Source organism: Auraticoccus cholistanensis (assembly GCF_009742705.1).
GTDB lineage: Bacteria > Actinomycetota > Actinomycetes > Propionibacteriales > Propionibacteriaceae > Auraticoccus > Auraticoccus cholistanensis.
The window spans coordinates 137,262-151,980 of the sequence record NZ_WPCU01000003.1 but is presented as its reverse complement, the minus strand read 5'-3'; the positions used below and the strand labels follow the sequence as shown (position 1 = coordinate 151,980).

Sequence of the window (14,719 nt, the reverse complement as noted above, 5' to 3'; positions counted from 1 at the left end):
CAGCGTGTCTCACACCCACCTCCACCACAGCGGGCCCGGCAGCCCGGAGTCGGCCGAGCGGCAGCGGCGGGCCATGCGGATCATGGTCGTGGTCCTCGTGCCGCTGGCGGTCTGGACGCTGGTCGGGCTGATCGCGATGTGGCCGACGGACGTGCAGCAGCACATCCGCTCCGACGCCTCCACCTACTCCGTGGAGGGCGTCACCACCCCCGAGGGACGTGTGACGGCGGTCAACGAGATCAACTGCGACGGCCTGGAGGGGTCCAACCCGAGCTTCGAGAGCACCTGCGCCGACCTGTCGGTGGAGATGCTGCAGGGTCCCGAGCGCGGCCAGACCGTCAACGTCACGCTGACCGCCGCCGTCTACGCCTCCGGGGTCGAGCCGGGGCAGCGGGTGCGGCTGATCCGGGTGCCGATCCCCGACGCCCCCGCCGGCTACCAGTTCTCCGACTTCTCCCGCCAGCTGCCGCTGACCGTCTTCGGGCTGCTGTTCATCGGCTCCATCGTGGCGGTGGCGCGGCTGCGCGGGCTGATCGCGATGCTCGGGCTGGGCTTCGCCGGGTTCGTGATGATCCAGTTCATGTTCCCGGCCCTGGTCAGCGGATCGAACCCGGTGATGGTGGGGCTGATCGGCAGCGCCGCGATCATGTTCGTCGTCCTGTATGCCACCCACGGGTTCAGCGCGCGGACGTCCACGGCCCTGATCGGGACGCTGTTCGGGCTGGTGATCTCGGCGGCGCTGTCGTTCGCGGCGGTGAAGTGGGCCCACCTGACCGGGGTGGCGGCCGAGGACGACTTCCTGCTGTCCAACTCCGCGCCGGACCTCCAGCTCACCTCCGTGGTCATCTGCGGGATCATCGTGGCCAGCCTGGGCGCGCTCAACGACGTCACGATCACCCAGGCCTCCGCGGTCTGGGAGCTGGCCGAGACCGAGAAGGACGCCGGCAAGATCTTCAGCCGGGCGATGCGGATCGGCCGCGACCACATCGCCTCCACCGTCTACACCATCGCCTTCGCCACCGCCGGCGCCACCCTCGGCGTGCTGCTGCTCATCACCATCTACGGCCGCCCGCTGCTGGAGGTCGTGCAGCAGGAGCAGTTCGCCGGCGAGGTGCTGCGGACCATGGTGGGCTCGATCGGCCTGGTGGCGGCGCTGCCGCTCACCACCGCGGTCGGTGCGGCCCTGGTCAGCCTGACCCGCCGCGAGGGCGAGCCCGAGCTCTCCCCCGACCAGAGCCGCCCCCGCAACGAGGGCGACGAGCTGCTCGACATCCAGTGACCCCGGCCTCTTCCGAGGGGAAGGATCAGACGGTGCGCCGGCCGGCCACCACGGTGGCCAGCACCTGCACCGAGCGCAGGTGGGCGGCCACGGCCGCGCTGCCGGGCTGCTCGGCCAGCGGGTCCCGGTCGACCAGGACGACGTCGGCCGGCGCCCCGGGGACGAGCGCGGGGACGCCGTCGGTGGAGGCGGCGAGCGCCTCGGCGGCGGTGACGGCCTGCTCGGCGTGCCAGGGCTCGCGGTCGTCGCCCGAGCGGTGCACCGCGGCGGCCATCGCCTGCCACGGGTCGAGCGGGGCGACCGGCGCGTCGGAGCCGAACCGCAGCTCGACGCCCAGGTCGAGCATGGTGCGGAACATGAAGCAGCGGTCCGCCCGGCCCGGCCAGTTGAGCTCGGTGACGTCGCGGTCGTCGAGCAGGTGCACCGGTTGGACGCTGGCCCGCACCCCCAGCGAGGCGAGCCGGGCGAGGTCCTCGACCCGGGCGAGCTGCACGTGCTCCACGCTGCCGCGGGCGCCGGTGGCGGCGAACACGTCCGCCGCCGCTCCGACGGCGGCGTCCCCGATCGCGTGCACGGCCACCTCGAGCCCGGCGGCGGTGGCCCGTCGCAGCAGGTCGGCCAGCTGCTCGGCGGGGTAGTTCACCGTGCCGGTGGTGGGCTGCCCGGCCAGCTGCGCCGAGCTGGTGGCGTAGGGCTCGCAGCACCAGGCGGTACGGGTGTTGAGGGAGCCGTCGGAGATGATCTTGAGCGGTCCCATCCGCAGCAGCCCGGCGGGGTCGTGCTCGGGCGCCAGCGGCGACCCGGTGCGCAGCCCGAGGGCCACCACCTCCTCCAGCAGCTCGGGGTAGACGCCGGCCCGGACGCGCAGCGGCAGCGCCGCCGAGGCGAGCCGCCGGGGCCAGAGCCGGTGGTTGGCGGCGAACTCGAAGTCGGTGACGCCGACCACGCCGCGGGCGGCGGCGGCCCGCACGGCCTGGGCCACGCCGGCCTCGTTCTGCTCGGCCGCACCGGGCAGCTGGAGCAGCCGCGGCTGCACCTGGAACCACTCCAGCTCCTCCAGCGGGCCCGTGCGCGGCGGCAGCCCCAGCAGGGACAGCGCCGCCGAGCTCATCCAGCAGCTGTGGACGTCACCGCTGATCAGCACCACCGGGTGACCGCCGCTGACCCGGTCCAGCTCGTCCACCCGGGCCGGCTCCCACCAGGCGCCGGTGCGGTGCCCGAACCCGGTCACCACCTGCTGGCGGGGCGCGCCGGCGGCGTCGAGCTCACGGACCCGGGCCGCGACCTGGTCGAGCACGTCGGAGGGACGTGCCGCGCCGGCGGTGTCGAGCCGGCTGAAGGTCATCCCCCACTGGCCCAGGTGCACGTGCTGGTCCCACAACCCCGGCAGGGCCCAGCTGCCGCCGGCGTCGACGACCTCCGCCCCGGCCGCGGCCAGCCGCCGTCCCACCTCGGCCACCCGGCCGTCGGCCAGCCGGACGTCGACCGGCTCCTCGTCCCGCCGGCCGGACACGGCCACCCGTCGCACGCCGCGCAGCAGCAGGGGTCGGAAGGGGCTGGCGACGGGGTCGTACGGCTGCGGCACGCGCGCAGTCTGCCACCGCGGGCGGCCCCGCGGCAGCAGGTCGCCCCGGTGTGAACGCGGGCGCGCCGGGGAGGTCCCCGGGTCCGCCCGGAAGCTCCCCTGCGGGCGGGAATAACTGTCGGTGCCGACGGCTTGACTTCGATACGCTCGAGCGCGTCCCGGTTGCCGCGCGCCCGGGCCTCTCATACTCGACGACGAGTTCCTCTGCTCACCCGGGTCGACACCGACATGACCCGCCTGGAAGGACCCGCTGTGCCCCAGACCCTGCCCCGCCCCGAGGCGCCGCCCAGCCAGGACACCCGCGGGATCATCCCCATCCTGCTGCTGTCGGCCTTCGTGCTCATCCTCAACGAGACCACGATGTCGGTCGCCGTGCCCCGGCTGATGGTGGCGTTCTCCGTCGACGCCACCGTGGCCCAGTGGCTGACGACCGCCTTCCTGCTGACCATGGCCGTGGTGATCCCGCTGAGCGGCTTCCTGCTGCAGCGGCTGACCACCCGCACGGTCTTCTTCCTGTCCCTCGGGCTGTTCAGCGCCGGCACCCTGGCCTGCGCGCTGGCGCCCACCTTCGCCGTGCTGCTGGTCGGCCGGATCGTGCAGGCCAGCGGGACCGCGGTGATGATGCCGCTGCTGATGACCACCGTGCTGACCCTGGTGCCGATCGCCCGCCGGGGACGCGTGATGGGCAACATCTCCATCGTCATCGCGGTCGCCCCCACCCTCGGACCGACCGCATCCGGCCTGATTCAGGACGCCTTCGGCTGGCGCTGGGTCTTCGGGCTGGTGCTGCCGATCGCGCTGGCCATGCTGGTGGCCGGGGCGTTCCGCCTGAAGAACTTCGGCACCACCTCCAAGGCGCCGGTCGACGTGCTCTCGGTGGTGCTGTCGGCCTTCGGCTTCGGCGGCCTGGTGTACGGCCTCACGCAGCTCGGTGAGAGCTTCGGCGGCAACATCGCCACCATGCTCGTGCCGCTCGGCGTGGGCGTGCTCGCGCTCGCCCTGTTCGTGCTGCGCCAGCTGGGGCTGCAGAAGCAGGACCGCCCGTTGCTCGACCTGCGGACCTTCCGCAGCCGCACCTTCACCATCGGCCTGGGGATCATGATGGTGGCCTTCGGCGCCCTGCTCGGCTCCGGCATCCTGATCCCGATCTACCTGCAGGACCTGCGGGGGCTCAGCCCGGCCCAGACCGGCCTGTTCGTGATGCCGGGCGGGGTGATGATGGGCCTGATGGGTCCGCTCGTCGGCCGGCTCTACGACCGGGTCGGCCCGCGGGTGCTGGTGCTGCCGGGGGTGGCCGCGCTGGCGGCGCTGCTGCTGCTGTTCGGCCGCGCCGACCTGGAGACCCCGATGGTGCTGCTGGTGGTCCTCTACACCGTGATGATGCTGACCCTGGGTCTCACCTTCACCCCGACCATGACGGCCGCCCTCAACAGCCTGCCGCCGCGGCAGTACTCCCACGGCTCCGCGCTCGTGGGCACGCTGCAGCAGGTGGCCGGCGGTGCCGGGACCGCGCTGCTGGTGACGGTCATGTCGGTGCGCTGGGCCGCCCTGGAGGAGTCCGGGACGCCGAGCGTCCAGGCGCACATGGGCGGCATCGAGCTGGCGTTCACCGTCGCGGCGGTGCTGGCCCTGGCCGCCGTCGCCCTGGCGGTGATGCTGCCCGGACGCCCGCCCGCGGCCCAGGACGACCGCAGCGACGACCTGGAGCGCGCCGACGGCCCCGAGCTGGTCGGCGGCGCCGAGGTCACCGCCCACGCCTGACGCCTGACGCGCACGGGGGCTGTGGATGCACGGGGGGCCCGGGACGACTCGTCCCGGGCCCTCCGTACATCCACAGCCTGCGTGCATCCACAGCCGCGTCCACAGCTGGGGAGAACTACACGGGTGTAGTTCCTGCTCCTGGCTGCCAGGAGCGCCCAGGGGCCGCCCGCCTCAGAGGCGGACGACGGTGATCCCCGGCACCGGCTGCGGGGCGTCGAGGGTGGCCAGCACGTCCCCGGCCTCGGCGAGCCCCACCACCCGGCCGACCAGCTCCGCGGGCCGCAGCGCACCGGTGGTGACCAGCTCCAGCAGCGCCGGGTAGTCGACCGCGGCCATGCCGTGGGAGCCGTGCAGGGACAGCTCGGAGGCCACCACCGGCCCCATCGGCACGGGCGGCAGCGCGTCGGCGCCGAGCAGCAGACCCACCTGCACGTGCCGGCCGCGGGGACGCAGGCAGTGCACCGAGGCGGCCACGGTGGCCGGGGCACCCACCGCGTCCACCGACACGTGCGCCCCGCCCCCGGTCACCTCGCGCACCTGCTCGGCCAGCCGCTCCCCCGGCTCCAGCACGACCTCGGCCCCCAGCTCGGACGCCCGCTGCCGGGCCGCCGCGCTGACGTCCACCGCGAGCACCCGGGCGCCCAGCGCGCGTCCGATCATCACCGCCGACAAGCCGACGCCGCCGGCGCCGTGGACGGCCAGCCACTGCCCGGCGGCGAGGCGGCCGTGGACCGTCAGGGCCCGGTGGGCGGTGGCCACCCGGCAGCCGAGGGCGGCGGCCGAGACGGGGTCCACCGCGTCCGGCAGCGCCACCAGGTTGAGCTCGGCCGCGGTCACCACGACCAGCTCGGCGAAGCTGCCGTCGCGGGTGAACCCCGGCTGCTGCTGGTCGGGGCACACCTGCGCCTCGCCGGCCGCGCACCAGCTGCAGCGCCCGCAGCCCTGCACGAACGGGGCGGTGACCCGCTGCCCCACCCGCCAGCCCCGGACGTCCGCGCCCACCTCGTGCACCGTGCCGGCGAACTCGTGACCGGGGACCATCGGCAGCGGCACCGGGTCGTGGCCGCGCCAGGCGTGCCAGTCCGAGCGGCAGACGCCGGTCGCCTCCACCCGCACCACGACCCCGTCGGCGGGGCACCGCGGCGCCGGCCGCTCGACCAGCTGCGGGTGCTCCCCGTACCGGGAGTAGCTCACTGCGCGCACCGAACCACCCTAGGGGCGCGGCAGCACCTACGGTGGTCCGGTGCCTGCCGAGACCACCTCCCAGCAGCGGCGGGGCCTGGACCGGGAGATCTTCGCCCTGGCCCTGCCCGCCTTCGCCACCCTGCTCTCGGAGCCGGTGCTGATCATGGTCGACACCGCCGTGGTCGGGCACCTCGGCACCCAGTCCCTGGCCGGGCTCGGTGCGGCGGCCAGCGTGGTCGGCGTCGTCGTCTCGCTGTGCATCTTCCTGGCCTACGGCACCACCGCCACGGTGGCGCGGCGCCTCGGCGCGGGCGACCTGCGGGGCGCGCTCGCCGGTGGTCTGGACGGGATGACGCTGGCCCTGCTCATCGGGGTGGCCGCGGCCGCCGTGGTGGGCCTGGGGGCCGGTCCGCTGGTCGACCTCTACTCCGACGACCCGGTGGTGGTCGAGCAGGGCCGCCGCTACCTGGGCATCGTGGCCCTGGGGCTGCCGTCGGTGCTCGTGGTGCTGGCGGCCACCGGCGTGCTGCGCGGGCTGCAGGACACCCGGACCCCGCTCTACGTGGCCATCGGCACCAACGTGGTCAACATGGTGCTGTCGGTCGTGCTGGTCTACGGCGCCGGGATGGGCATCGCCGGCGCCGCCACCGGGACGGTGCTGGCCCAGAGCGCCGGAGCGGTGTTCCTGGCCAGGACGGTGCTGCGCGGGGCGCGGCGTGAGGGCGTGCACTGGCGCTGGAACCCGGGCGGGGTGCTGGCGGCGGTGCGCACCGGCGTGTGGCTGGTGCTGCGGACGGCGGCGATGCAGGGCACCATCCTCACCACCACCGCGGTGGCCGCCGGGCTGGGGGCGGTGACCCTGGCCTCCCACCAGGTGGTCAACAGCCTGTGGGTGTTCCTGGCCTTCGCCCTGGACGCGATCGCCATCGCCGCCCAGGCCATCGTCGGCCGCTACCTCGGGGCCGGTGAGGCGGGCGTGGTCCGCAGCCTGATGCGGCGGATGGTCGGCTGGGGCGTCGTGGCCGGGGTGGTCTTCGGGGTGGTGGTGTGGGCGGCCAGCCCGCTGTACGTGCCGCTGTTCTCCCCCGACCCTGCGGTCCAGTCGCTGGTGCGGCAGGTGCTGGTGGTGGTCGCCGTGGTGACACCGCTCAGCGGCGTGGTGTTCGTCCTCGACGGCGTGCTGATCGGCGCCGGGGACGCCCGCTACCTCGCCCTGGCCAGCGTGGCCACCACGGTGGTGTACGTGCCGCTGGCGGCGCTGGTCGGCTGGAGCGGTGCGGGGCTGGCGTGGCTGTGGGCGGCGTACTGCGTGTGGATGCTGGCGCGGGCGGTGGCCCTGGTGGCGCGGGCCCGCGGGACGCGCTGGATGCGGCTGGGGGTCTGAGCGGTGGGTCCGGGACCCCGGCGTGTGCCACCCTGGCGCCGACCCGCTGACGAAGGAGGAGGCACCGTGGGGCTGTTCTCACGCTGGACCCGTCGACCCGAGCCCGAGCAGGCCGCACCGGTCCAGCACACAGGACCGATCTTCCCGGTCTTCCGCACCGTGTCGGAGATGCCCGCGTCGACCATCGAGAGGTACGAGGGCGAGCTGCCCGAGCCGGTGCTGCGGATGTGGCGCGAGCACGGGATCGGCCTGGTGGGCGACGGGTTCGTCCGCGTCGTCGACCCGGTCGCCTTCCAGGCCGACGGCGGCGTGACCCTGCGCTCCGGCGTGCCGCTGTTCCTCACGGCCCTGAACGACACCATCGTGTGGATCCCGGAGTCGGGCACCTTCACCGCGATGAAGCTGCGCTGGGGGGCCATGGACATCGTCTCGGAGCGGGGCGAGGACTTCGAGCTGGCGCTGCGCCGCTTCGGCGACCCGGAGTACCAGCTGCGGGTGCTGGAGAGCCGCCACTACACCGAGGCCGTGGAACGGCTGGGGGTCCCAGACATCACCGAGGGCTTCGCCTACCGGCTGCCGCTGGCCATGGGCGGGCGGCACCGCGCCAGCGAGCTCACGCTCGGCAGCTCCCTGGTCACCCAGTCGATCCTGCTGCAGGCCGACACCCCGGCGCTGCGCTGCTACCGACCCAGCCAGGTCGAGCCCCGCGACGACTACTGACGGCAGACGGCGAGGGCACACGGGTGCAGCGCGAGCAGGAATGGGACGGCTACCCCAACGTCCGGGACCTCGGCGGACTGCCCACGCCGCACGCGCGGAACGGGTGGACGACCTTCGGAAGGGTGTTCCGCGGCCCCCGGCCGGAGCTGCTCACCCAGGAGGGCTGGGCAGCCCTGCAACGCGCAGGCGTGCGCACCCTGGTCGACCTGCGCAATGCCGACGAGCGCGGACGGCGGTCCGACGACCCCGTGCTCGAGGGACCTCCGTCGTCGCTGACCGTGCTGCACCGTCCTCTCGAGGACCACGACCACGAGGAGTTCATGCGGTCGTGCGGGGCGATCCTGGACTCGCCCGAGTACTACCCCCACAACCTGCGGCTGCTGCCGCAGCTCGTGTCGGACGCCCTGCGCGCCGTGGCCGCAGCCGGGCCGGGCGGCGTCCTGGTGCACTGCGCCGCCGGGCGCGACCGCACCGGTCTGCTCACCAGCCTGCTGCTGGTGGTGGCTGGCGTGGCTAGCGGCACCGTGGCCGACGACTACGAACTCGGCGTACGGGCGGTGGAGGCCGAAGCCGTTGCCGGCCGTTCGCGCGAGGCGCCCCGCGGTGCGGGTCTGGAGGAGTGGGTGCGTACCAGCCGGAGCTGGCTGCTGCGCTTCCTCGAGGAGCTGGAGCCTGGCAGGGACCCCGCCGAGCACGGGCTCCCGACCATCGGTCTGGATGCGGCCACCTGTCGCGTGCTGCGTGAAAGGCTGACCAGCTGAGCGCAGCGGCCTCTCAGGGCAGCCAGGGGTCGAGCGGCGGCCCGAGCACCCGGTCGATCCGGGCCCGCTGACCCGCCGGCAGCGGGGGCAGCTCGTCGGGGGCGAACCAGCCGACCTCGGTCGACTCGTCGTCGGCCACCTGCGCGCGCCCGGAGACGTAGCGGCAGTGGAACAGCACGGTGAGGTACTGGGCCACGTCGCCGTTGCCGTAGTGGACCGGCTCGTCGCTGGTCACGGCGACCAGCCGCTCGATGCGCGCGGTCACCCCGGTCTCCTCCGCGATCTCGCGCAGGATGCCGTCGCCGGGCTGCTCACCGGGTTCGAGGATGCCGCTGGGGACGGCCCACTGGCCGTCGTCGCTGCGCCGGCCCAGCAGCACCCGGCCGTCGTCGTCGGTGACCACGGCGGAGACACCGGGCAGCCACAGCCGGTGGGTGCCCACCATCGTCCGCAGCTCGGTGATGAACTCGGGAACCGGCACGCGCCAACCCTGCCACAGCCGTGGACGCCACGCCGGGCCACGGCCGTGGACGCCACGCGTAGACCAGCCGTGGACGCCACGCCCTCGACCAGCCGTGGACGCCACGAGGCCCGCCGGACGGGTGTCCGACGGGCCTCGAGAGGGTCCCGCTCAGGCGGCGGGGACGACCTCCACCGGCAGGTGGGCGGTGACCGCCTCGTGCAGCTTCACACCCACGGTGTGACGCCCCAGCGTCTTGATCGGCTTGGCGATCTGGACCGAGCGCTTGTCCACCGACGGGCCGCCGGCCTTCTTGATGGCGCCGGCGATGTCGGCGGCCGTGACGGCGCCGAACAGCCGGTCCTGGTGGACCCGCGCGCTCAGCTGGACCGACAGGCCCTCGAGCTGGGTGCGGACCTCCTGGGCGTGCTCGATGCCGCGGATCTCGCGGGCGTCACGCGCCCGCTTGATGCCCTCGATCTGCTTCTCCGCGCCACGGCTCCAGCGGATCGCCTGGCCCTGCGGCAGCAGGTAGTTGCGGCCGTAGCCGTCCTTGACCTCGACGACGTCGCCGGGGATGCCGAGGTTCGCGACCTCGGCGGTCAGGATGAGCTTCATCTGTGTCCCGTCCCTTCTCAGCGAGCCGTGGAGGCGTAGGGCAGCAGGGCCATCTCACGCGCGTTCTTGATCGCGGTGGCGACCTTGCGCTGGTCCTGGACGGAGAGCCCGGTGACCCGGCGGGCCCGGATCTTCCCGCGCTCGGAGATGAACTTGCGCAGGGTGGCGGTGTCCTTGTAGTCGACCTTGCCCACGCGGGCGGTCTTCACCGGCCCTGCGGCCTTCTTGTTCTTCATCGGTGGCTTGCGCTGTGCGGCCATTGTGGTGCTCCTCGTGTTCGAGCCCGGCTCTCGCCGGAATGTGCCTGCCGGACGGAGCCGGCGGATGTGCTGGGGACCGGGTGCGGACCCGGACGTGGATCAGAAGGGGGGTTCGTCGCTCTGGGCCTGGGCCCACGGGTCGGACCCGGCCGAGCCGCCACGGCTGCCGCCGCCGGACCAGGAGTCCTGGCCGCCGCCGCCGAAGCCGCCCCGGTCACCGCCGCCGGACTGGCCGCCGCCGTAGCCGCCGCCTCCGCCCTGGCCGCCGCCGTAGCCGCCGCCACCGCCCTGGCCGCCACCGCTGCTGGTGCGCGTGACCTTGGCGGTCGCGTAGCGCAGCGCGGGGCCGACCTCGTCGACGTCGACCTCGAACACCGTGCGCCGCTCACCCTCGCGGGTCTCGTAGCTCCGCGACTTCAGCCGGCCCTGGACGATGACCCGCATGCCCTTCTGCAGCGACTCGGCCACGTTCTCGGCGGCCTGCCGCCAGACGGCGCAGTTGAGGAACATCGCGTCCCCGTCCTTCCACTCGCCGCTCTGGCGGTCGAAGGTGCGGGGCGTCGAGGCCACGGTGAAGTTGGCCACGGCCGCCCCCGACGGGGTGAACCGCAGCTCGGGGTCGGCGGTGAGGTTGCCGACCAGGGTGATGACGGTTTCGCCTGCCATGGTGTCTCCGGTGTCAGTCTCGGATGGGTGTCGGTGTCACTGTGCCACGCAGCTCGGCCGATCGGGTCGTCCCAGCCGTGACCGGTGGACAACTCCCCTGCTCGCCCGTCCCCACCAGCTGTGCTGGCGGACGGGCGCGCGATCAGTCCTTCTTCTTCTTCTCCGGCACGGGGCGGAGCACCTTCGTGCGCATGATGCGCTCGTTGATGGTGAAGAGGCGGTCCATCTCCTTGACCGCGTCGGGCTCGGCGGTCAGCTCGATGACCGCGTAGATGCCCTCGGACTTCTTGTTGATCTCGTAGGCGAGCCGACGCTTGCCCCAGACATCCAGGTTCTCGATGGTGCCACCGGCGTCGGTGATCACCTTGGTGTGCTGCTCCAGGATGGGGTTCACCTGGCGGTCGTCGGTGTCGGGATCGATGATCACCATGACTTCGTACTTGCGCATCGCGTACTCCACCTCCTCTGGTCTCGGCGGCCATGGGACGTCCCCATGGCAGGAGGGCGATTGCTTCGTCCGTTCCCACACGGGTGGGCGGACACGGTCGACGGGTCGACCAGCGACGAACTCTACCCCGACCGGCCGGGCGCGACGAAATCGTCAGGGTCGAGGGGGCGGCCACGGCCCGGGCTGCTGCGGTGGCGGCCACTGCGGGGCCTGCTGGGGCGAGGGCTGCTGCGGGGGTGGCCACGGCCGGGCCTGCTGCGGGAAGGGCTGCTGCGGGGGCGACCAGGGCGGCTGCTGCGGTGACGGCCACGACGGGGTCACCGGTCCGGGCTGGCCCGGAGGCGGCGCCGGGAACGGCCACCCCTGGGGCGCGCGGCCGGCGACCCAGTCGCCCAGCGCGGCCAGGACCTCCTGCCTGCGCTCGGGCGGGAGCCGTCGGAAGAAGGCGGAGGCGCTGAACACGTCGTGCGTCCGCCGCGACACCCAGACGCCGGCCAGCACCGGCACGACCAGCAGCACCAGCATGATCACGATGCCGCCCAGCCACTGCAGCGCCGACATCGCGAAGACGTCCATCATCCCGGTCACGCTGGCCACCGCGATGACGCAGCCGCGCAGCAGCCCCGAGAAGGCCAGCCCCAGCAGCAGCCAGCCGGCCGCCCGCCGGGGCAGGTAGTGCGCGGCGCGGGCCGCGAGCAGGAAGGTGAGCACCGCCAGCACCGGCATGGTGACCACGGCCCAGCTGCCGGACATGGCGGCGCCCAGCGCGGCGGGGTCGCCGCCGGAGGAGGAGATGGCGACGCCGGCGACCGTCCCGAGGGCGGCTCCGAGCAGGCTGTCGACCACGAGGACGGCGACGCCGAAGACGCCGGCGAGCCAGGGGCCCGGACGGGCCAGCTGCCCGCGGCTGACCGCGGGCAGGTCCGGCCGGGACCGGCTCCGCCGCCTGTTCCGCACCACGGTGACCACGGCGGGCACCGCCGCCACCAGCGCGGGGAGCTGGTCCACCGCGGGGCCCGAGAGCCGCAGCAGCTGGCAGACGAAACCGGTGGCGATCATCAGCAGCGGGACGCCGAGCAGGACGGTCACCGAGTCCGACGTGGTGATCCCCGTGGCGGCCGCACCCGCTCCACCCGTGGCGGCCGCACCGCCGGGCGCCGTGCGCGGTGCAGCGTGAGCAGCCATGACCGTCCCCCGAGTAGGCCCTGCCTTCTTTATCCGTCCGCGCCACGGCGAAGTCAAGGGCCGGGTCTGTCTCCCGCCGCGTCCTGCGTGCCAGACTGACGCCTCGTGCGTCCCCTGATCCCCGCGCCCAGGTCCGTGCAGCAGCTCGCCGGCGAGCTGCTGCTGACTCCGGAGGCCACGCTGAGCGGTCCGCCGGGGTGCCGGGCGGCGGTCCGGCGGCTGCTGGGTCCGGGCACCGGGCTGGCGCTGGAGACGTCCGGCTCCCGGGGCACCGTCGACGTCGCCCTCGACCCCGCGCTCGCGCCGGAGGCCTACCGGCTCCGCGTCGACGGCACCGGCGTGCAGGTGGTCGCCGGCAGCGAGACCGGCGTCGGCTGGGCCGTGCAGACGCTGCGGCAGCTGCTGCCGCCCTCGGCGCTGGGCCCCGGTCCGACGAGCGAGCCCCTGCTGCTGCCGGCGGTCGAGGTGGAGGACGAGCCCCGGTTCGGCTGGCGCGGCGTGATGATCGACGTCTGCCGCCACTTCATGCCGCTGCGCGACCTGTACGCCCTGGTGGACCAGCTGGCCCTGCACAAGTACAACGTGCTGCACCTGCACCTGACCGACGACCAGGGCTGGCGCTTCGAGGTGCGCAGCCACCCCGAGCTGCACACCGTCGGCGGCACCCGCGCGGAGACGATGATCGGCAAGGACGGCCCGGTCGACGGCACCCCGCACGGCGGCTGGTACACCCAGGACCAGCTCCGCGGCCTGGTCGGCTACGCCGCGCAGCGCGGCATCACCGTCGTCCCCGAGATCGAGTTCCCCGGCCACGTCGCCGCGGCCCTGACCGCGTACCCCGAGCTGGCCGTCCCCGGCCACCACCGCGACGCCGTGGGCGTGGCCCCGGGCATCTACGACGACGTCATCAGCACCGACGAGACGTCGATGGCCCTGGTCCTCGACGTGTTCAGCGAGCTGCTCGAGGTTTTTCCCTCCCCGTTCATCCACGTCGGCGGCGACGAGGCCCCGCGGGTGCAGTGGCTGGCCAGCCCCGAGAGCCAGGCGCTGGCCGCCTCCCGCGGGCTCCCCGACGCCGGGCACCTGCAGCGCTGGTTCACGGAGCAGCTGCGCGACTGGCTGGCCGAGCGCGGCCGCCGGCTGGTGGGCTGGGACGAGATCTGCGAGGAGGGTCCGCTGCCCGGCGCGGTGGCGATGGCCTGGCGCGGACCCGAGCACGGCGTCGCCGCCGCCTCGGCCGGCCTGGAGGTGGTGATGGCCCCGGTGACGGCCACCTACTTCGACTACTACCCCTCGAACGCGCCGGAGGAGCGCCGGGCGATCGGCGGGCTGATCACCACCGAGGACGCCTACGCCTTCGAACCGCTGGCGGGCCTGGACGAGGTCAGTGCCACCCGCGTGCTCGGCACCCAGTGCCAGGTGTGGACCGAGTACCTCCCCGACCTGCGCCGGGTGGAGTACATGCTGTGGCCGCGCGCATGCGCCCACGCCGAGGTCGCCTGGTCCTCCCCCGTGGGCCGCAGCTTCGCCGAGTTCTCCGGACGGCTGGCCGCGCACACCGCCCGGCTGGACGCCCTGGGGATCAACCACCGACCCGAGAGCGGCCCGCTGCCCCACCAGCAGGGCGGCACGGGCGTCTGGCGGCGCGTGCCGGCCGGAGAGGTCGATGGGGTTCACCCGGGCTGAGCTCGACGCCTTCCGCGACACGAGCGTCCCCGACCTGGTCGGTCCCGGTCTGCGGCTGCTGTTCGTCGGGATCAACCCGGGACTGTGGACCGCCGCCACCCAGACCCACTTCGCCCACCCGGGCAACCGCTTCTGGCCGGCCCTGCGACGGGCCGGGGTGGTCGACCTGGACGTCGACCGCGGCAGCGGCTTCACCGACGCCGACCGCGCCGCGGTGATCCGTCGCGGCATCGGCATCACCAACCTGGCACCCCGGGCCACCGCCCGCGCCGACGAGCTCACCCGCGAGGAGCTGCGGACGGGGCTCGAGCGGCTGCACGCCCTCGTCGCCGAGCACCGGCCGGTGGTGGTGGCGGTGGCCGGGGTGACGGCCTGGCGCAGCGCCACCGGGGACCGCCGGGCGCGGCTGGGCCGCCAGCAGGAGACGCTGGCCGGGGCGGCGCTGTGGCTGGTGCCCAACCCCAGCGGGCTCAACGCCCACGAGACGCTGGACTCCCTGGCCCGTGCCTACGCCGAGCCGGCGGTGGAGGCGGGCCTGCTCCCCGGTCCCGGCTGAGCGGGGTCGACGGTCAGGGCCGCTGCGAGCGCGGCAGGGTGGCCACGACCAGCTCGTAGGAGGTGTCGATCGCCTCGAGCAGCTCGTCGAGCTCGATCGCGCCCCCGGTGGCCAGCCGGTTCCAGCCGTGCCGGCCGATGTAGGCCGCCACCGAGGCGTCGCCGG

General features: G+C 74.1%; 15 protein-coding genes. 7 read left to right on the top strand and 8 right to left on the bottom strand.

What is annotated here, in order from left to right:
* Positions 1-4: 4 nt before the first annotated feature.
* Positions 5-1,279, top strand: coding sequence for a YibE/F family protein (locus tag GC722_RS01705; protein ID WP_331714284.1), 1,275 nt, complete (start codon positions 5-7; stop codon positions 1,277-1,279).
* Positions 1,280-1,304: 25 nt separating this feature from the next.
* On the opposite strand, the gene GC722_RS01700 is transcribed toward GC722_RS01705, so the two are convergent.
* Positions 1,305-2,864, bottom strand: a complete 1,560-nt coding sequence (locus GC722_RS01700) for an amidohydrolase (protein WP_197429685.1) — start codon at positions 2,862-2,864, stop codon at positions 1,305-1,307.
* 252 nt (positions 2,865-3,116) lie between these two features.
* On the opposite strand from GC722_RS01700, the gene GC722_RS01695 reads away from it, so the two are divergent.
* A complete protein-coding gene (locus tag GC722_RS01695; protein WP_331714283.1) occupies positions 3,117-4,625 on the top strand; it encodes an MDR family MFS transporter in 1,509 nt (502 codons plus the stop codon).
* Between the two features lie 171 nt (positions 4,626-4,796).
* On the opposite strand, the gene GC722_RS01690 is transcribed toward GC722_RS01695, so the two are convergent.
* Positions 4,797-5,828, bottom strand: coding sequence for an alcohol dehydrogenase catalytic domain-containing protein (locus GC722_RS01690; RefSeq protein ID WP_331714282.1), 1,032 nt, complete (start codon positions 5,826-5,828; stop codon positions 4,797-4,799).
* Between the two features lie 40 nt (positions 5,829-5,868).
* Here GC722_RS01690 and GC722_RS01685 point away from each other — a divergent pair, with 40 nt between their 5' ends.
* The 3 genes from GC722_RS01685 to GC722_RS01675 all read left to right on the top strand — a co-directional run bounded on the left by GC722_RS01685 (position 5,869) and on the right by GC722_RS01675 (position 8,675).
* Positions 5,869-7,194: an MATE family efflux transporter gene (locus tag GC722_RS01685; RefSeq protein ID WP_331714281.1), complete on the top strand. Its 1,326-nt coding sequence runs from the start codon at positions 5,869-5,871 to the stop codon at positions 7,192-7,194.
* A 66-nt stretch (positions 7,195-7,260) separates the two neighbouring features.
* The gene (locus GC722_RS01680; protein ID WP_156607378.1) at positions 7,261-7,914 is read left to right on the top strand and encodes a GAD-like domain-containing protein; all 654 of its coding nucleotides are present in this window, start codon (positions 7,261-7,263) and stop codon (positions 7,912-7,914) included.
* 23 nt (positions 7,915-7,937) lie between these two features.
* Positions 7,938-8,675 (top strand): tyrosine-protein phosphatase, encoded by a 738-nt coding sequence (locus GC722_RS01675; protein WP_197429684.1) that lies wholly within the window; start codon positions 7,938-7,940, stop codon positions 8,673-8,675.
* Positions 8,676-8,688: 13 nt separating this feature from the next.
* Here the strand turns inward: GC722_RS01675 and GC722_RS01670 are convergent, their stop codons facing one another.
* The 6 genes from GC722_RS01670 to GC722_RS01645 form a co-directional block, all read right to left on the bottom strand.
* Positions 8,689-9,156 carry an NUDIX hydrolase gene (locus tag GC722_RS01670; RefSeq protein WP_331714280.1) on the bottom strand — a complete coding sequence of 156 codons (468 nt, stop codon included), beginning with the start codon at positions 9,154-9,156 and terminating at the stop codon, positions 8,689-8,691.
* Positions 9,157-9,306: 150 nt separating this feature from the next.
* A complete protein-coding gene (rplI, locus tag GC722_RS01665; RefSeq protein WP_156607376.1) occupies positions 9,307-9,753 on the bottom strand; it encodes a 50S ribosomal protein L9 in 447 nt (148 codons plus the stop codon).
* Positions 9,754-9,770: 17 nt separating this feature from the next.
* Positions 9,771-9,989 (bottom strand): 30S ribosomal protein S18, encoded by a 219-nt coding sequence (rpsR, locus tag GC722_RS01660; protein WP_231747340.1) that lies wholly within the window; start codon positions 9,987-9,989, stop codon positions 9,771-9,773.
* Between the two features lie 123 nt (positions 9,990-10,112).
* Positions 10,113-10,679, bottom strand: coding sequence for a single-stranded DNA-binding protein (locus GC722_RS01655; RefSeq protein ID WP_156607372.1), 567 nt, complete (start codon positions 10,677-10,679; stop codon positions 10,113-10,115).
* Positions 10,680-10,821: 142 nt separating this feature from the next.
* Positions 10,822-11,127 (bottom strand): 30S ribosomal protein S6, encoded by a 306-nt coding sequence (rpsF, locus tag GC722_RS01650; RefSeq protein ID WP_156607370.1) that lies wholly within the window; start codon positions 11,125-11,127, stop codon positions 10,822-10,824.
* 153 nt (positions 11,128-11,280) lie between these two features.
* Positions 11,281-12,216: a hypothetical protein gene (locus GC722_RS01645; RefSeq protein WP_156607368.1), complete on the bottom strand. Its 936-nt coding sequence runs from the start codon at positions 12,214-12,216 to the stop codon at positions 11,281-11,283.
* A 201-nt stretch (positions 12,217-12,417) separates the two neighbouring features.
* Here GC722_RS01645 and GC722_RS01640 point away from each other — a divergent pair, with 201 nt between their 5' ends.
* Both GC722_RS01640 and GC722_RS01635 read left to right on the top strand, forming a co-directional pair.
* A complete protein-coding gene (locus GC722_RS01640) occupies positions 12,418-13,998 on the top strand; it encodes a beta-N-acetylhexosaminidase (protein ID WP_156607366.1) in 1,581 nt (526 codons plus the stop codon).
* Entirely contained in the window at positions 13,979-14,554 is a 576-nt protein-coding gene (locus tag GC722_RS01635; protein WP_156607364.1) for a mismatch-specific DNA-glycosylase, read from the top strand. The genes GC722_RS01640 and GC722_RS01635 overlap by 20 nt, the downstream gene beginning before the upstream one ends.
* Positions 14,555-14,719: the final 165 nt, after the last annotated feature.